The organism is Burkholderia sp. FERM BP-3421 (assembly GCF_028657905.1).
Lineage (GTDB): Bacteria > Pseudomonadota > Gammaproteobacteria > Burkholderiales > Burkholderiaceae > Burkholderia.
This window is the reverse complement of record NZ_CP117781.1, coordinates 574,596-591,247: the sequence shown is the minus strand read 5'-3', so window position 1 is coordinate 591,247 and position 16,652 is coordinate 574,596. Positions and strand designations below refer to the sequence as shown.

Here is a 16,652-nt window from a genome sequence, read left to right as displayed (position 1 = left end):
GATCAGCCGCGCCGTTCCGCGAAATACGCCTTCACCGCGCCGACGAACGTATCGACATCCGCGCGCGACACGTCGCAATGCGTGACGAACCGCGATGCGTACAGCATCTGCGTGAGAATCCCGCGCGCCTTGAGCCATGCTTCGAGCGGAGCGCAGTCGGCTTCCGGGAACGTCGCGAACACCATGTTGGTGGCCTGCGACAGCCCCGTCACCTGCTCGACCCCCGCGAGACCCTGGGCGAGGCGTTCGGCGTTCGCGTGATCCTCCGCGAGCCGCTCGACGTTGTGGTCGAGCGCGTACAGGCAGGCAGCCGCCAGCAGGCCCGACTGCCGCATTGCCCCGCCCAGCATCTTGCGCCAGCGCTGCGCGCGTTCGATCAACGCCGCGCTGCCGACCAGCACCGAGCCGACGGGCGCGCCCAACCCCTTCGAAAAACAGATCGACACCGAATCGTACGGCGCGCACAGCGCCTCGATCGAGCGCCCCGTCGCCACCGCGGCATTGCACACCCGCGCGCCGTCGAGATGGGTCGCGAGGCCGCGGCCGCGCGCGAACGCGACCGCCTCGTCGACGTAGGCGGCCGGCAGCACCTTGCCGCCGATCGTGTTCTCGAGCGTGAACAGCCGGGTGCGGGCGAAGTGATTGTCGATCGGCTTGATCGCGGCGGCGATCTTCTCGATCGGCAGCGAACCGTCGGCGGCATTCTCGATCGGCTGCGGCTGGATGCTGCCGAGCACCGCCGCGCCGCCGCCTTCGTATTTGTAGGTGTGCGCGAGCTGGCCGACGATGTATTCGTCGCCGCGTTCGCAGTGCGCCATCATCGCGGCCAGGTTGCTTTGCGTGCCGCTCGGCAGGAACAGCCCGGCGGCCTTGCCGGCCCGCTCCGCGACGGCGGCCTGCAGGCGCAGGACCGTCGGATCGTCGCCCCAAACATCGTCACCCACTTCGGCGGCAGTCATCGCGGCCAGCATCGGCTGGCTCGGACGGGTCACGGTATCGCTGCGTAAATCGATCATCTGGAGTCCCTGTCGAAAAATCGGCACGCGCGCGCGCGCCATGAACGGAACCTCAGAGTGTACGCAAATCGCTCCGGACGTGGTGCGCGTCGCAAGCGGACCGTGGCGGCGACGGCCCGCGCGCCGCGTCAGTATCCGGGCGGCGGCGGTTGTATGCCCGGCGGTGGCGGCGGAGGCGGCGCATATCCGCCGCCTCCGCCGTAGCCACCGCCACCGCCGCCATAACCGCCACCGCCGTAGCCACCACCTCCGCCGCCATAACCGCCGCCGCCGTAGCCACCACCTCCGCCACCGCCATCGCCGTAATACCCGCCGCCGGAACGCACGCGTCCCGACACCGGCACGCGTTCGCCTGCCGCATACATGCATTGCGTGTACGCATAGTCATAGCGACGCTGCACGCTGTACGCGGAGCCCTGCGCCGCGCCCATGCCGAGCACGCTGCCCGCGAGCAGGCCCGCGCCCGCGCCGACCGCCGCGCCGCGCCCGCCGTTGAACGCGGCGCCGGCGGCCGCGCCCAGCGCGGTGCCGACCGCCGCGCTGCCGAGCGCGCTCGCGGTGGACGCCTGGTTCGCGGATACGCCGCCGACCTGCTGATACGCATACTGCCGGCAGTTGCCGTCGTCGGCGCGGAACTGGTCGAAGGTCTTGCCCGTGCCGGGCAGCGCCATCACGCTCGGCCCGTCCGGCATCACCGCGCAGGCGCCCAGCAGCCCCAGCGATGCGAGCAGCGCGCCTCGGCGCGCATATCGGATTGCCTGATTCATGTTCATCGCCTTCCGCTCAAGGTTGAGGACGCGGCGGCACCGCCCGCCAGCCGGACTTGCACTGCTTCACGTAGGGGTAGTACTTCTTCGACGCGTCGCAGTAGTACCAGGAGCCGTCGTCGCCCGGCGGCGCGCCGGCGGCCGGGCCGGCCGGCCCGGCCTGGGGCATCGGCATGGGTGCAGCCTGGCCCTGCTCGATGTATTCGGGCGGCGGCGGCGGTTCGACCGGCACCGCGACAACAGGCGGCGGATAGTAATAAGGCGCCGGCACGACGGGGTAGTAATACGGGTAGCCCGGGCCGATATACACACCGACGCGCGCCGCCTGCGCGACGCCGCTCGCGCAAATAGCGGCGGTCGCCGCGAGGCCCAGCACGATCTTCAGCCTGTTCACGTCAGACTCCCTGCTTGCGCGTTCATGACATTCCTTCGGGTTTCGACACCCTGAACGCTATGCCCGCGGCCCGCGCCGAACAATTACACGCGGGTCCGGCGATCTTGCCGGTCGTTACAACGGTGACGGAACCCGCACGCGCGCAAGGCTCCGCCCGCGCGGCGGTGTTACGCCGTAACGCACCGATACAACACTGTCAGATAGATAACGCGCAAAAACACGCGGCGCGCGCGGCGACGCACCGGGGCCGGATCACCGGCCGAGCATCGTTCCGGCTCAGCGCGCGCGCCGGCGCGCCGCCCATTCGGGCCGCTTGCCCAGTTGCCCGAACAGCTCGACGAGCGCCTCCCGCACCTTGAGCACCGCATTGCTGAGCAGCCCGCTGTCCGCCCAGCACAGCGACAGCTCGCGCACGAACAGCGGATGCGCGACGCGCGCGAGCTTGAGCTTGTGCTCGTCGAGTTCGAGATGCGCCGCGGTCCACGGCAGGATCGTGACGCCGTGCTGCGCCATCACGGCGGCGAACAGCAGGCCGGTCGAGCTGGCTTCGAGCTGGATGTCGTAGGGCAACCCCGCCTCGCGCATCGCCCAGTCGACCCGGTTGCGGATCGTGTTCGGCGCGCTCGGCAGGATCAGCGGCATGCGGGCGAGGTCGGCGAGCGGCACCGGCCCGTCCGGCAAGGCGAAGCCGGGCCACGCGATCAGGTACAGCGCCTCCGTCATCAGCCGCCGCATCGCGATGCCGCGCGTCGGCGCCGCATCGACCACGATCGCGAGATCCACGCGCGCGCGGCCGATCAGCTGGTCGAGGTCGGCGCTCGGGGCCTCGATCAGTTCGAGCATGATCCCCGGGAAACGCTCGCGCATCAGCCGCGCGAGCGGAATCGCGAGCACCCGCGCGGTGCTCGACGGCATCCCGATCGACACCCGCCCTTGCGGCAGTTCGGCGTCGCGGCGCAGCAGCTCGCGCGTGTCGTCCGCCTGGCGCAGCAGTTCGAGCGCATGCCGATACAGCGTGCGGCCGGCGGCGGTGGGCGCGACGCCGTGCGCGCTGCGCTCCAGCAGCTGCATGCCGAGGTCGCGTTCGAGGTTGCGCACCTGCTGGCTCACCGCCGGCTGCGCGATGTGCAGCGCCTCGCTCGCATGCGTGACGTTGCCGTGCTCGACCACCTTGACGAAATACCGCAGCTGCCGCAGATCCATGCCGATCTCCCCGATGCGCACGCCATAAGAATTTCCGATGGCGTTAGACGAATAACATATTTTTCCACGATGCCTGGCGTTCTTATACTGACCTCACAAAAAAACCGGCGCAGGCCGGCAAGGAGACAAGGATGGTCAAGGCGATCGCCGCATCGGCACACGATGCGAAACCGGGGCGCACGCCCCTCACGCGTGAACAGATCAAGGGATTCTGGGCGGTCTACGCGGGCTGGGTGCTCGACGGCGTGGACTCGGTGATCTATGCGCTCGTGCTGGTGCCGGCGCTCACCGAGCTGCTGCCCGCCTCGGGCATCGCGGCCACGCCCGCCAATCTCGGCCTGTACGGCTCGATCCTGTTCGCGCTGTTCCTGGTCGGCTGGGGCCTGTCGTTCATCTGGGGCCCGCTCGCGGATCGCTTCGGCCGCGTCCGCACGCTCGCCGCGAGCATCCTGATCTACTCGGTGTTCACGGGCGCCGCGGCGTTCACGCACGACGTCTGGATGCTCGCCGCGTGCCGGCTGCTCGCGGGCATCGGCGTCGGCGGCGAATGGGCGCTCGCCGGCACCTACGTCGCGGAAAGCTGGCCGGAGGATCGTCGCAAAATGGGCGCGGGCTATCTGCAAACCGGCTACTACTTCGGTTTCTTCATCGCCGCGTGCCTGAACTACACGGTCGGCGCGGCCTACGGCTGGCGCGCGATGTTCCTGTGCGGGCTCGCGCCCGCGCTGCTCGCGGTGTTCACCGTGCTGCGCGTGCACGAGCCGGGGCAGTGGCGTCGCCGCGCAGCGCGCGAGCCGGCCGCCGCCGCGCCGGCGCGCCAGCCGCTGCGCGAGATCCTCTCGCCTGCGTACCGGCGCCGCACGCTCACGAGCGCCAGCCTCGTCGGCGTCGCGATCGTCGGGCTGTGGGCGGGCTCGGTCTACGAGGCCAGCGCGGTGGTGACGCTCGCGACCCGCGCCGGCATCGATCCCGTGGGCGCGCAGCGCCTCGCGTCGATCGGCGCCGCGCTGCTGTCGATCGCGACCATCGCCGGCTGTCTCGTCGCGCCCTGGCTCGCCGAACGGCTCGGCCGGCGCGGCGCGCTCGGCGTCTACTTCGTCGGCATGGCGCTGTCGATCGCGGTCGCGTTCGGCTGGGTGTACTACCTGCCGAACGGCTTGCCCGCGTTCATGGTGTCGCTGCTGTTCCTCGGCTTCTTCGGCGGCAACTTCGCGATCTTCTCCCTGTGGCTGCCCGAGCAGTACCCGACCCGGATCCGCGCGACCGCGTTCGCCTTCAACGCGTCGATCGGCCGCTTCCTCGGCGCCGGCGTGAACTTCCTGCTCGGCGCCGCGATTCACTGGCAAGGCTCGCTCGGCGTCCCGATCGCCTGGACCGCCGCCGCGTTCCTCGTCGGCCTGCTGATCCTGCCCGCCGCCCACGAGACCCGTCACGACACGCTGCCCGCCTGACCAGCGGCCCGCCCCTCTTTTTCCGCAGGAGCATCGCATGAATGCATTGCAAGGCATCAAGGTCGTCGATCTGAGCCGGGCGCTGTCCGGCCCGTTCTGCTCGATGTCGCTCGCCGATCTCGGCGCCGACGTCATCAAGGTCGAGCCCGGCCCCAGCGGCGACATGAGCCGCAGCTGGGGGCCGTTCGATCGCGGCGTCAGCACCTACTACCTGTCGTGCAACCGGAACAAGCGCGGCATCTGCGTCGACTTCCGGCATCCGGACGGCCTCGCCGCGGTGCGCCGCCTGATCCGCGACGCGGACGTCGTGATCGAGAACTTCCGGCCCGGCACGCTCGACGCGATGGGCCTCGGCTACGACACGCTGAGCGCCGACAATCCGCGCCTCGTGCTCGGCAGCATCACCGCGTTCGGCGCGCACGGTCCGCTGCGCGACTGGCCCGGCTTCGACCAGATCGCCCAGGGCTACACCGGGCTGATGAGCCTGACCGGCTTCGCCGACGGCGAACCGACCCGCACCGGCACCGCGATCGGCGACCTCAGCTCGGGCATGTGGCTCACGACCGCGATCGTCGCCGCGCTGTTCGAGCGCACCCACACCGGACGGGGCCGGCAGGTCGGCACGTCGCTGCTGGAGAGTCTCGTCGGGCTGCTGAGCGTGCACGGACAGCGCTACCTGAGCCTCGGCGAAGTCCCGCGCCGCACCGGCAACGCGCATGCGGTGATCGCGCCGTACGGCGTGTTCGAGACCGCCGACGGCCCGCTGAACCTCGCGCCGATCACGACCGACATGTGGCGGCGACTGTGCGAGGTGCTCGACCTGCGCGGCCTGGTCGACGATCCGCGCTTCGCGACCAACGAGTCGCGCGTCGCGCATCGCGACGCGCTCAAGGCGCTGCTCGAAACCCGGCTGCGCACGCGCGGCAAGCGCGAATGGACCGCGTGCTTCGTCGCGGCGGGCCTGCCCGCAGGGCCGATCCACACGCTCGACGAAGTGTTCGGCGATCCGCAGGTCGCCCACTGCCAGCTGGTCGATACCCTCGATCACCCGACGCTCGGCGCGCTGCGCCAGGTCGTCACGCCCCTCGCGACGCCGGCCGATGATTCGACCGGCGGCGCGGCGCGCAGGCGACGCGCGCCGCCCGAACTGGGCGAGCACACCGTCGAGGTGCTGCGCGAGGCCGGCTTCGACACCGCCGCGATCGACTCGCTGCTGGCCGGGCGCGCGGTATTCCAGCATGCGCCCGAACTCGCGGGAGCGCTGTCATGAGCGGCGCATCGACCGGCTGGTTCGTCGAGGTCGAGCGCGTCGAGCCGCGCATCGGCCGCATTGGCTTCGGCAATCCGGCGCGCCGCCACGCGCTCGACGCGGCGCTGCTGGACGCGCTCGACGCGCGCCTCGATGCGCTCGCGCGGGACGACGTGACGGTCGTCACGCTCGCGAACGGCAGCGGCGACGACGTGTGGAGCGCGGGCCACGACCTCGGTGAACTCGCGCACGATCGCGATCCGATCGCGTACGGCAAGCCGCTCGAACGCGTGCTGCGGCGGATCCGCGCGTATCCGGGCGTCGTGATCGCGAGCATCTCGGGCTCGGTGTGGGGCGGCGCGGTGGATCTCGCGATGAGCTGCGACCTCGTGCTCGCGGACCCGAGCGCGCGCTTCGCGATGACGCCCGTCAACATCGGCCTGCCCTACACGACGAGCGGGCTGCTGCGTTTCTTCCACAACCTGCCGATCCACGTGCTCAAGGAGATGTTCTTCACCGCGCAGCCGCTCGACGCGGAACGGGCCGCGCACCACGGCCTCGTGAACCGCGTGGTCGAGCGCGCGCAGCTCGACGCGACGACGCTCGCCCTCGCGCGCACGATCGCCGACAAGGCGCCGCTCGCGGTGCAGGCGGTGAAGGAGCAACTGCGGGTGCTGGAGGATGCGCGGCCGGTGCCCGTCGACGCGCTCGAACGGATCGCGGAGCTGCGCCGCGCGGCCTGCGCGAGCGACGATTTCACCGAGGGGCTGCGCGCGTTCGCCGAGCGGCGGCCGCCGGTGTTTCGCGGCGGTTGAAGCGCGGCGGCGCACGAGGCGTGCGCGCCCCTGTCACGCGCACGCCCGGCGGCGCGCCGCCGGCTCCCCTGCTGCGGCGCGGTGGATTGCCGCAGGTGCGACAGGACGCCGCGCGGCGCGCGCCTCGGACGATTCCGCCAAATTTGATACCAATCAATGATTTAGATCCGACACACCGGGATCAGCGCTTGACCTCTGCGACGAGTTGGCACATTTCGCGCCGCAACACGCTGCGCGATACTCGCCGCAACCCTGTCGCCCATCCGAGTCGCGCGCGGCGCGGGGTCCGCCGGCAGCCCCGCCGGCGGGTGTCGTCAGCCTCGGTCTACACGTATGGAAACCGCATTCTCGGCCCTAGATCTGGCCCGCCTGCAATTCGCCTTCACCGTCTCGTTCCACATCGTCTTCCCGGCGCTCAGCATCGGCCTCGCGAGCTTCATCGCGGTGCTCGAATACCGCTGGCTCAAGACCCGCAAGCCCTATTACAAAACCCTCTGCCTGTTCTGGTCGAAGATTTTCGCGATCGCGTTCGGCATGGGCGTCGTGTCCGGCGTCGTGATGAGCTACCAGTTCGGCACCAACTGGTCGGGCTTCTCCAGCTTCGCCGGCTCGGTCACGGGCCCGCTGCTGATGTACGAGGTCATGACCGCGTTCTTCCTCGAAGCGGGCTTCCTCGGCATCATGCTGTTCGGCTGGAACCGCGTGAGCCCGCGCGCGCACTTCGGCGCGACGCTGATGGTCGCGATCGGCACGCTGATCTCGACCTTCTGGATCCTCGCCTCGAACAGCTGGATGCAGACGCCGCAGGGCTTCGAGATCGTCGACGGCAAAGTGGTGCCGACCGACTGGTTCCAGATCATCTTCAACCCGTCGTTCCCGTACCGGCTCGCGCACATGGCGATCGCCGCCTTCATCGTCGCCGCGCTGGTGGTGGCCGCCACGGCCGCGTGGCACCTGCTGAAGGGCCGCCGCGACCGCGCGGTGAAGAAGATGTTCTCGATGTCGCTGTGGCTGCTGCTGGTGCTCGCGCCCGTGCAGGCCATGATCGGCGACCAGCACGGCCTCAACACGCTCAAGCACCAGCCCGCCAAGATCGCCGCGATCGAGGGCCTGTGGGAAACCGAACGCGGCGGCACCTCGCTCAACCTGTTCGGGATTCCCGACATGCAGGCGGAAACCACGCGCTACGCGGTGTCGGTCCCGCACCTGGGCAGCCTGATCCTGACTCAGAGCTGGGACGGCGAGATCCGCGGCCTCAAGGCCTTCCCGCCCGAGGACCGGCCGAACTCGACGGTCGTGTTCTGGAGCTTCCGCATCATGGTCGCGCTCGGCTTCGCGATGATCGGCCTCGCGCTCGCCGCCTGGGCCCTGCGCCGGCGCGGCCGCCTCTATGAAGCGAAGTGGTTCCAGCGCGCCGCGCTCGTGATGGGGCCGACCGGTTTCATCTCGCTGCTCGCGGGCTGGGTGACGACCGAGGTCGGCCGCCAGCCGTGGGTGGTGTACGGCGTGATGCGCACCGCGCACGCGGTGTCGCCGCTGTCGACGCAGCAGGTCGGCCTGTCGCTGCTGACCTTCGTGATCGTGTACTTCCTCGTGTTCGGCACGGGCATCCACTACATGCTGAAACTGATGAAGGCCGGCCCCGCGCTGCCGGGCGACGGGCACGACGACGCGCACGACGCGCGCCCCGACCACACCGGCCGCCGCCCGCTGTCGGCGACGAACCACCTGATCGACGCGGCCTGACGCGGCGACCGCCCAAGCCTACGAGGTAAAACAAATGGATGTCACCGTCATCTGGGCCGCGATCATCGCATTCGGCCTTTTCATGTACGTCGTGCTGGACGGCTTCGATCTCGGCATCGGCATCGTGTTCCCGTTCTTCCCGGACGAGAAGGAACGCGATCTGATGATGAACACCGTCGCGCCCGTGTGGGACGGCAACGAGACCTGGCTCGTGCTGGGCGGCGCGGGCCTGTTCGCCGTGTTCCCGATCGTCTACTCGACCGTGCTCTCGGCGCTCTATCTCCCGCTGATCTTCATGCTGGTGTGCCTGATCTTCCGCGGCGTGTCGTTCGAGATCCGCGCGAAGGCGCGCCGCACCAAGCACCTGTGGGATCTCGCGTTCATCGGCGGCTCGGCCGGCGCGACCTTCTTCCAGGGCATCGCGCTCGGCGCGTTCCTGCAAGGGATTCCGATCAAGGACGGCCAGTTCGCCGGCCACGCGTTCGACTGGCTCACGCCGTTCAGCCTGCTGACGGGCCTGGGCCTCATCGCAACCTATGCGCTGCTCGGCTGCTGCTGGCTGGTGGCGAAGACGGAAGGCGACCTGCAGCGCCGCCTGCACCGCGTGGTGTGGCCGCTGACGGTCGTGCTGCTCGGCTTCATGGCGGTGATCAGCCTGTGGACGCCGCTGCAGGACCCGACGATCGCGCAGCGCTGGTTCGACTCCGGGCTGTTCTGGCGCCTGCTGCCGGTGCCGTTCCTGGTGGCCGGCTGCGCGCTGTGGATGTACCGCGCGGTGCGCGCCCGCCACGACATGACGCCGTTCGTGCTCGCGCTGCTGCTCGTGCTGCTCGGCTACGTCGGGCTGCTCGTGACGCTGTTCCCGTACGCGATTCCGCAGACCATGACGATCTGGGAAGCGGCCGCGCCGCGTTCGAGCCAGACCTTCACGCTGGTGGGCGCCGCCGTGATCCTGCCGATCATCGTCGCCTACACTACGATGGGTTACTGGGTATTTCGAGGCAAGGTACGACATGAAGACCAGCACTACTACCATCACTGAGCATCACGCCGACGGCCGCGCAGGCGGCCCCGCGCGCCGGCTGCCCGGCTGGGTCTGGTTCGTGATCCTGTGGGCGGGCGGCGTGGCAGGCGCCGTGTCGCTCGGCTACGCGTTCAAGATCTTCATGAACCTGACGTTGTTCGCGGCGACGAAGTGAATCCGGCCCGATGAGGCCGGGCTCGGCGACAGCCGCTACGCCTGCTTCCGCACGACACCCGGCTTCAATCCGAGCATGCCGAAGATGCGGCTCATGGTCTGCACGGTGCCGTCGCTGCGCCCCTGTTCGATATCCTGGATCGTCCGCCGGCGAGCTTCGCCATCTCGGCGCTCGTCAGCCGCATCGTGCGCTTCGGATGGCGCACGGATTCCTGCAGCGTCCACTCGGGATGCGCGAGCACGTCCTCGACCGCCTGCCGGCGCAGCGACAGTTGTTCGGGAAGCGGGAGCGCGTTGTAGCGCTTGTCCATCGCGGCGTCCTGCGCGTCAGCGCAGTGCGGCTCGTCGGCCGTCGTTGAATCGTGCACGCCCGCACTCGTCATTTCGGTAGAAATCTATACATTTCATGCAGATCGATGGGCACGATATGTATAGATTTCCTCCGAAATAGACGAAACGACGCATCCGTGCGGGTACTCAAGGCCTGCCGCGCAACGCCGCTTCGATCTTCCGATCCGTCTTGTACTGGCTCAACGCGTACACCGACCAGATCGCGGCCGGCAGCCAGCCGATCACCGTGAGCTGCAACAGCAGACAGATGATGCCGGCGATCGGGCGGCCGATCGTGAAGAACTGCAGCCAGGGCAGCAACAGGGCGAGCAGCAAACGCATGGAAAGATCCTCTCGTGATGCGGCGGGAGCCGGCGCCGGACGGCGTCGGCAAAGGCCCGCCTGCTTCGGGTTATAGCAGACGCGAACTTAAACGCTTCTTAAACGCGCACGCCGGCAGCCCCGGCCGATTCGCCGAGCCGCGCTTCGATATCGCGCGTGAGCCGATCGAGCCAGACCCGCAGCAGGCCGTTCGACAGCGACAGCGGCACCGAATACGCGAGCACCTTGTAGACGTCGTTGCGGCGCACCTTCGACGCCCGCGCCGGATCGAGCCACGCGTCGTTCTCCACCAGCAGCAGCAAGGTATTGAGGCCGATCAGGATCGGCCACAGGCAGGCGAGGCGCAGCCGCATCGCCTGCGCGGGAATCGCGAACGTGTAGTCGATGCCCGCGCGGAAGTGATCGAGCGTCAGCCGCACCAGGTCGACGAGCAGCGGCCGCGCGCGCCGCGACGCGTCCGGCCCCGACAGATCCTCGAGCGCGAGGCCGTGCCGGCCCAGCAGTTCGACCGGCAGATAGCAGCGGCCGATGCGCAGATCCTTGCCGCAGTCGCGCAGCACGTTCGTCATCTGCAAGGCCTTGCCGAAACGGATGCCGCGCGCCGTCATGGCCGCGGCATCCGCGGTGAGCACGCCCGGCTGATGCGCATAGGTCATCGCGGTCCAGAATTCGCCGACGCAGCCCGCGACCAGATAGGTATAGCGATCCAGTTCGTCCGGCCGGCGCAGCGCGACGATCTGTCCCGAGGTTTCATCGGGGAAGGTGCGCAGGTCGAATTCCATGCCTTCCGTCAACGTGGTCACGATGCCGCGCACCGCCGCGCGGTCGCCGTCGTCGAACTGCGCGAGGATCGCGAGCGCCGGTTCGAGCGATTCGAGCAGGATCTTCTCGTCGGACACCATCTGCTGCCCGGCGACCTCGCCCGCGATCCGGCGCAGCGCGTCCGGATCGGGCGTGCCGTTCACCTGCGCGCGCAGCGACAACAGCAGTTCGAGCCGCTGAGCGGGCGCGATCAGCGAGGTGTCCGCGATCGTGTCGGCGGCGCGCGCGAGCAGGTAGGCGAGCCCGATCGGGTCGCGCATGCCTTCCGGCAGCACGCGCAGCGTCAGGTAGAACGAGCGGGAAACGCCTTTCAGCAGGGGGCCCAGCAGGAAAGCCCGAGGTGGTGTGGCCATGTACGGATCGGTGATGGAAATCGGAAGCTGCCGAATTGTAGCCCGGCGCACCGGATCCCGGCCGCACAAGGCGGGTGTTCGGCGCGCGGCGTGATGCGTACAATCGCACCCATTTTGAACGAACTGAGGTAGCCGCCATGGCCATGAAGAAAACCGATCTCGAGAAGAACAAAGCGCTCAAGCTGACCCAAGCCATGAAGCAGGGCTCGGCCGCCCGCTTCGGCAAGAATGCCGAAGCCGCCCCGATCGACCGTCGCGAGCGCCGCAAGCTCGACCAGGCGCAGGGCCTCGTGCCGTTCGCGTGCAAACTCAATGTCGAGCTGGTCGCGCGCCTGAACGCGCAGGCGGCCGCGCATCCGGAAGGGATGACGGGCCTGTTGACCGAGATGCTGGAAAGCGGGCTCGCGGCGCAGGCGAAGTAAGCGCGGCGGCGCCCCGGCGGTCGGGGCTTCGTATGCCCCGGGGCCGCCCGGAGCGCCCAGGCGAGACGCGGCGGCGGAATGCGGGCCGCCCCGGTCTTCGCCCCGACGACCGCGTCCGCACCCGCCGGAAACCCGGGCCTGCGCCAACCGCACGGCCCGCCCGGCGGCCTCCCACCCGCGCCGCGATCTCCCAAAGCCAACCGCTCGCCCGGGTACGCCGCAAAGCGCCCCTCCCGCGACGGCCCGCGACACGAGTCAAAGCGCCGATACCTGCCTGACACCGGGCCAACGCCGCCAACCGGCCCTCCACCGCCCCGCCGATCCGGCCCCAGCCCATCGGATCGGGCCCCGCCCTCACGCCACCGCCGGAAAATCCAGATCCGTGTCGTTGACGCGATTCACGAGATTCGTGAACGTGATCCCCGTCACCGTCAGAATCACCTCGATCACCTGCCGTTCGCTGAATCCCGCCGCGCGGAACCGTTCGAGCGCGTCGGCCGGCACCGTGCCGCGCGTCGTGACGAGCGTGCGCACGAACGCCACCAGCGCATCGCGCTTCGCATCGCCCGTCGGCTCGCCGTGGCGGATCTGCTTCATCGCATCCGGCGCGAGGCCGGCGAACTTGCCCGCGAGCGTGTGCGCGGCCACGCAGTAGTCACACCCGGCCGCCTCGCTCACCGCCAGCCGCACCGTCTCGATCTCGGCCTTCGACAGCGTCCCCTTGCCCACCACCGCGTCGACCGCCAGCATCGCCGTCAGCGCGTCCGGATGATGGGTGCCGATCGTCGCGTAGGCATTCGGCACCTTGCCGATCGCCTTGCGGATCGTCGCGAATACCTCGGCGGTCGCGCCGGCGGCGTCGGTGGGCGGGATCGTGGTCAGTCTGGACATGATGTCTCTCCTGGGGAAACGGGTTTCGGAACGCCGCACGTCACGGCATGGAAACCAGTCTAGGTCCATCAAGCGAGTTCTTTAATGCCATAATTTCGCTAATTCATGCTCAATCGTCTCATGCACTCGCCATGGATCTGCTCAGTCGACTACTCACGCTGATGCCCGTCACGGGCCGGCTCGACGCGCGCTGCCACTTCGGCGCGCCGTGGCGGCTCGACCATCCGGCGTCGGGCGCGCGCGAGATTCCCTATCACGTGCTGCTGCGCGGCGAGGCGCAGGTCGACGATGGCCATGCCCCGCCGTTGCGGATGCGGGCGGGCGATATCGTGCTGTTTCCCTCCGGTGTGCCGCACGTGCTGCGCGACGCGGGCGGCGGCGCGGCGCAGGCGTCGCATTCGCGCGACGAGGCCGGGCTCGAGATCGTCACCAACGACGGCGACGGCCCGCCGGCCGACCTGCTGTGCGGCCGCTTCCTGCTGCCCGAGATGCCGCGCCCGCTGTGGCGCGACGACCTCCCCGCGCGGATGCTCGTGCACAGCGACAGCGACGCGGAAGACGCGCCCAGCGCGGCCGAGCGCGAGGCGCGCGTCGCGGACAGCCGCCTCGCGCGCCTGATCGGCCTGATGCGGGAGGAAGCGCTGGAGCGCGGCCCGGGCAGCGCGACGCTGATCGACGCGCTGTCCGGCGCGCTGTTCGCGCTCACTCTGCGCCATGCGAGCGTCGGCCCCGCGCCGCCGGGCGGCCTGCTCGCGCTCGCGCAGCGGCCGCGCCTGCAGCCGGCGCTCGCCGCGATGCTCGACGCGCCCGACCGGCCTTGGACCCTGCCCGACCTCGCCGCGCTCTGTCACATGTCGCGTGCGAGCTTTGCGCGGCACTTCGACGACGCGATCGGCCGCTCCGCGAGCGACGTGCTGGCCGAGATCCGCATGGCGCTCGCGAGCCGGATGCTCGCGCACGATGCGCGGCCGGTCGCGGAGATCGGCGAGGCGGTCGGCTATCAGTCGGAGGCGGCGTTCCAGCGCGCGTTCAAGCGGCTCGTCGGGCTCACGCCCGCGCAATGGCGGGCGCAGGCGCGCCAGCGCGCGTGAGGTCGGCGCGACGCCTGCTTCCCGCGTCTCCCACACCACGCCAGGCGCTACCCGAAATTCATCATCACCGACTTGCTCTCCGTGTACTGATCGATGACGGCACGCCCCGGTTCGCGGCCCAAGCCCGATTGCCTGAAGCCGCCGAACGGCAACACATTGGTCGCCCCGGCGTTGCCGCAGTGCGCCGCTTCGCGCGCGCGGCGCAGAAAGTTGCGGATGCAACGATCCGTTGCGCAGGCCGGCGTCATACGGCAGGAAAGCGAGCCGCGACCTCGCTCCGGCAGTGGCGCTCGCACGCAAATGCCGCTGTATCGGGGCTCGGCGGCCCACTGGAGCGGGAACGGAAAAGCGAGTAGCCACGGCCAGGGATCCACGCAAGAATTTCGACCTACCTCACGGGAAAAATGCGGTGCGCGGCGCCGCTGCCCGCGACGGGTCACAGGAATTCGCCATGGATTTTCAACCCCGTGTTTCACGTTACGTCGAACTCGTCGCCCACCCCGAGGGCACGCTCAAGTCGAGCCATTTCGCGATCGCCGAGGCACCCTTGCCGCCCTTGGCGCCTCATCAGGTCCTGGTGCGCAACCGCTGGTTCCGCGTCTCCGTGTCGACGCGCCTGATGGCGAGCCGCGACGCGAAGGAAATCAACGGCATTCCGTTTCCGCCGCTCAAGCCGGGCGATGCGCTGGCCGACGGGGCAATCGGCGAGGTGATCGCCGCTGCACCGGAATCAGGGCTGCGCGTGGGCGAAACGGTGCTTCATCGGCGGGGCTGGCGCGACTATGCCGTTGTCGACGCGGCTCAGTGCACGGTGTTGCGGCGCGACCCCATCGAACCGGCCGCGTACCTCGGCCACGGCTGGACCGCCTACGCGGCGTTGACGCGCGGCATCCAGGTCAAGCCCGGCGACACCGTCTTCGTCTCCAGCGGCGCCGGCGCGATCGGCTCGATGGCGGGGCAGATCGCGCGCCGGCTCGGGGCCGGGCGCGTCATCGGCAGCACGCGCAGCCCGGACAAGGCCGCGTGGATGAAAGAAGCGCTCGGCTATGACACCGTGATCGTCGACGACAACCGCCCCTTCGTCACGCAGCTGGGCGACGTCGCGCCGGACGGCATCGACGTCTTCGTCGACATGGTCGGCGGCGAGCAGCTGAGCGCCGCGGTCACGCTGGCGCGAGAGGGGGCGCGCTTCGTGATTCTGGGGGCGCTCGTGGCAGAGCTGCGCGCCGAACGCTCCAGTTCCATCGCGCCGGTCGAGATCGATACGTTCCGGCTGCCGATCAAGGGCATCACGCTGCGCGGCTATAGCGCCGACGACGACAAACCCGAAGCCTTCGACGAATGGCTGCAGCGCCTCGACGAATGGCGCGACGAGCAGCCCGTTCAACTGACCTGCACGACCTTCAGCGGGCTCGAGCAGGGGCCGGCGGCGCTGCAGGAAGCCTGTGCGGGCAAGCTCAAGGGCGTGGTGATGGTCGAACTGTAGGACCAGGTCAAACGAGATGAATCGGAATCGGGACATCAAGCTTCAGGAGAAGTGCATGACGAATACACGCGTGGCGATTGTCTTTCACAGCCAATATGGTCATACGGCGCGGCAGGCAAGCGCGGTCAAGGACGGCGTCGAACGGGTGGCGGGCGCCAGGGGCGTGCTGCTGCCCTGCGCGGATGCGCCGGCGCGCTGGGACGAACTCGCCCGGGCCGACGCCATCATCTTCGGCGCGCCGACTTATATGGGCGGGGTGTCGGCCGAATTCAAAGTCTTCGAGGAGGCCACCTCCAACGCCGTCATGGCCAAGGGCTTCCTGTGGCAGGACAAGATTGCGGCCGGCTTCACGAATTCCGGCGCGCACGCCGGAGACAAGCTCGCCACGCTCATGCAGCTCGCCTTGTTCGCCGCGCAGCATGGCATGCACTGGATCAATCTCGGCTTGCCGCCTGCGAACAATTCGACCCGGGGTTCGGCGGAGGATCTCAATCGCCTGGGTTTCTGGCTGGGGGCCGCGGCGCAGTCGAATACGGACCAGGGCCCCGAGGCTGCACCGCCCGAAGCGGATCTGGCTACCGCGCGGCATCTTGGCGCGCGTGTAGCGGAAGCGGCGCGGCAATTCGCGCGCGGCCGCGCGGCGTGGTGGGATGGGGAGGCCGAGGATCGCTCGGAGGGACGGGTCGGCGCGACGGTGGGAATCGATCTGGCGTGAGCGTCGGTTCAGGCGGCCCGCAAGGGCCGTTCGACTCGCACGCTCAACTGCTTTTTTTCCAGTTGGCACCCAACTATTGGTATGGGATAACAGGGTTATCCCTAGGATGGAGCCTATTCATGGCCACGCTCGAAGCCTTCCGATCCGTACTCGACGATCCACGCACGCCCGACATGATCCGTCATTACGTCGTCGACGCATTGCAATACGCGCTGCGCAATTATGGTCAGGTGTTCAGCGCGAAAGAGGTCGAGTGGCTGGCCAGCTGGGACGATGCGCGTATTCCCCTGGCCGCGCGCAATGAGTTGTCGAAGCGTATCCCCGTCACCTCGCTTTGATCGCTGGGCTTGCGGGTTGAAAC

20 protein-coding genes are annotated in these 16,652 nt (G+C 69.2%); 11 read left to right on the top strand and 9 right to left on the bottom strand.

Translation table 11 applies throughout. The features are described from left to right. Positions 1-2 precede the first annotated feature (2 nt). From ltaE to Bsp3421_RS05725, 4 genes are all read right to left on the bottom strand, one after another. Positions 3-1,016, bottom strand: a complete 1,014-nt coding sequence (ltaE, locus tag Bsp3421_RS05740) for a low-specificity L-threonine aldolase (protein ID WP_273997362.1) — start codon at positions 1,014-1,016, stop codon at positions 3-5. A 128-nt stretch (positions 1,017-1,144) separates the two neighbouring features. Further along, positions 1,145-1,783: a YMGG-like glycine zipper-containing protein gene (locus tag Bsp3421_RS05735; RefSeq protein WP_273997361.1), complete on the bottom strand. Its 639-nt coding sequence runs from the start codon at positions 1,781-1,783 to the stop codon at positions 1,145-1,147. 16 nt (positions 1,784-1,799) lie between these two features. Beyond that, entirely contained in the window at positions 1,800-2,177 is a 378-nt protein-coding gene (locus tag Bsp3421_RS05730) for a hypothetical protein (RefSeq protein ID WP_273997360.1), read from the bottom strand. A 276-nt stretch (positions 2,178-2,453) separates the two neighbouring features. Further along, positions 2,454-3,380: a LysR substrate-binding domain-containing protein gene (locus Bsp3421_RS05725; RefSeq protein ID WP_273997359.1), complete on the bottom strand. Its 927-nt coding sequence runs from the start codon at positions 3,378-3,380 to the stop codon at positions 2,454-2,456. Positions 3,381-3,511: 131 nt separating this feature from the next. Here Bsp3421_RS05725 and Bsp3421_RS05720 point away from each other — a divergent pair, with 131 nt between their 5' ends. The 6 genes from Bsp3421_RS05720 (at position 3,512) to Bsp3421_RS05695 (ending at position 9,840) form a co-directional block, all read left to right on the top strand. Further along, the gene (locus Bsp3421_RS05720; protein WP_273997358.1) at positions 3,512-4,831 is read left to right on the top strand and encodes an MFS transporter; all 1,320 of its coding nucleotides are present in this window, start codon (positions 3,512-3,514) and stop codon (positions 4,829-4,831) included. 37 nt (positions 4,832-4,868) lie between these two features. Further along, positions 4,869-6,101: a CaiB/BaiF CoA transferase family protein gene (locus Bsp3421_RS05715; RefSeq protein WP_273997357.1), complete on the top strand. Its 1,233-nt coding sequence runs from the start codon at positions 4,869-4,871 to the stop codon at positions 6,099-6,101. Next, positions 6,098-6,895, top strand: a complete 798-nt coding sequence (scpB, locus tag Bsp3421_RS05710) for a methylmalonyl-CoA decarboxylase (RefSeq protein WP_273997356.1) — start codon at positions 6,098-6,100, stop codon at positions 6,893-6,895. The genes Bsp3421_RS05715 and scpB overlap by 4 nt, the downstream gene beginning before the upstream one ends. A 333-nt stretch (positions 6,896-7,228) precedes the next feature. Continuing rightward, a complete protein-coding gene (locus tag Bsp3421_RS05705; RefSeq protein WP_273997354.1) occupies positions 7,229-8,641 on the top strand; it encodes a cytochrome ubiquinol oxidase subunit I in 1,413 nt (470 codons plus the stop codon). Positions 8,642-8,675: 34 nt separating this feature from the next. After that, the gene (gene cydB / locus Bsp3421_RS05700) at positions 8,676-9,683 is read left to right on the top strand and encodes a cytochrome d ubiquinol oxidase subunit II (protein WP_273997353.1); all 1,008 of its coding nucleotides are present in this window, start codon (positions 8,676-8,678) and stop codon (positions 9,681-9,683) included. After that, positions 9,655-9,840 (top strand): hypothetical protein, encoded by a 186-nt coding sequence (locus tag Bsp3421_RS05695; protein ID WP_273997352.1) that lies wholly within the window; start codon positions 9,655-9,657, stop codon positions 9,838-9,840. Before cydB ends, Bsp3421_RS05695 begins: the two co-directional genes overlap by 29 nt. A gap of 91 nt (positions 9,841-9,931) precedes the next feature. Here Bsp3421_RS05695 and Bsp3421_RS05690 read toward each other — a convergent pair whose 3' ends face one another. The 3 genes from Bsp3421_RS05690 to Bsp3421_RS05680 all read right to left on the bottom strand — a co-directional run bounded on the left by Bsp3421_RS05690 (position 9,932) and on the right by Bsp3421_RS05680 (position 11,686). Next, positions 9,932-10,207: a hypothetical protein gene (locus tag Bsp3421_RS05690; RefSeq protein WP_273997351.1), complete on the bottom strand. Its 276-nt coding sequence runs from the start codon at positions 10,205-10,207 to the stop codon at positions 9,932-9,934. 109 nt (positions 10,208-10,316) lie between these two features. Then, positions 10,317-10,511: a YqaE/Pmp3 family membrane protein gene (locus Bsp3421_RS05685; protein WP_273997350.1), complete on the bottom strand. Its 195-nt coding sequence runs from the start codon at positions 10,509-10,511 to the stop codon at positions 10,317-10,319. 98 nt (positions 10,512-10,609) lie between these two features. Beyond that, positions 10,610-11,686: a squalene/phytoene synthase family protein gene (locus Bsp3421_RS05680; protein ID WP_273997349.1), complete on the bottom strand. Its 1,077-nt coding sequence runs from the start codon at positions 11,684-11,686 to the stop codon at positions 10,610-10,612. Positions 11,687-11,823: 137 nt separating this feature from the next. On the opposite strand from Bsp3421_RS05680, the gene Bsp3421_RS05675 reads away from it, so the two are divergent. Then, positions 11,824-12,108 carry a hypothetical protein gene (locus Bsp3421_RS05675; RefSeq protein ID WP_273997348.1) on the top strand — a complete coding sequence of 95 codons (285 nt, stop codon included), beginning with the start codon at positions 11,824-11,826 and terminating at the stop codon, positions 12,106-12,108. Between the two features lie 354 nt (positions 12,109-12,462). Here Bsp3421_RS05675 and Bsp3421_RS05670 read toward each other — a convergent pair whose 3' ends face one another. Next, the gene (locus Bsp3421_RS05670) at positions 12,463-12,999 is read right to left on the bottom strand and encodes a carboxymuconolactone decarboxylase family protein (RefSeq protein WP_273997347.1); all 537 of its coding nucleotides are present in this window, start codon (positions 12,997-12,999) and stop codon (positions 12,463-12,465) included. A 131-nt stretch (positions 13,000-13,130) separates the two neighbouring features. Between Bsp3421_RS05670 and Bsp3421_RS05665 the strand changes: the two genes are divergently transcribed. Continuing rightward, positions 13,131-14,090, top strand: a complete 960-nt coding sequence (locus Bsp3421_RS05665) for a cupin domain-containing protein (RefSeq protein ID WP_273997346.1) — start codon at positions 13,131-13,133, stop codon at positions 14,088-14,090. Positions 14,091-14,137: 47 nt separating this feature from the next. Here the strand turns inward: Bsp3421_RS05665 and Bsp3421_RS05660 are convergent, their stop codons facing one another. Continuing rightward, entirely contained in the window at positions 14,138-14,338 is a 201-nt protein-coding gene (locus Bsp3421_RS05660; protein ID WP_443111492.1) for an aldehyde dehydrogenase family protein, read from the bottom strand. 161 nt (positions 14,339-14,499) lie between these two features. Here Bsp3421_RS05660 and Bsp3421_RS05655 point away from each other — a divergent pair, with 161 nt between their 5' ends. The 3 genes from Bsp3421_RS05655 to Bsp3421_RS05645 all read left to right on the top strand — a co-directional run bounded on the left by Bsp3421_RS05655 (position 14,500) and on the right by Bsp3421_RS05645 (position 16,629). Beyond that, a complete protein-coding gene (locus Bsp3421_RS05655; RefSeq protein ID WP_273997345.1) occupies positions 14,500-15,576 on the top strand; it encodes an MDR family NADP-dependent oxidoreductase in 1,077 nt (358 codons plus the stop codon). Positions 15,577-15,631: 55 nt separating this feature from the next. Next, a complete protein-coding gene (locus tag Bsp3421_RS05650; RefSeq protein ID WP_273997344.1) occupies positions 15,632-16,291 on the top strand; it encodes a flavodoxin family protein in 660 nt (219 codons plus the stop codon). 119 nt (positions 16,292-16,410) lie between these two features. After that, positions 16,411-16,629, top strand: coding sequence for a hypothetical protein (locus tag Bsp3421_RS05645; RefSeq protein ID WP_252982836.1), 219 nt, complete (start codon positions 16,411-16,413; stop codon positions 16,627-16,629). The last annotated feature ends 23 nt before the right edge of the window (positions 16,630-16,652 follow it).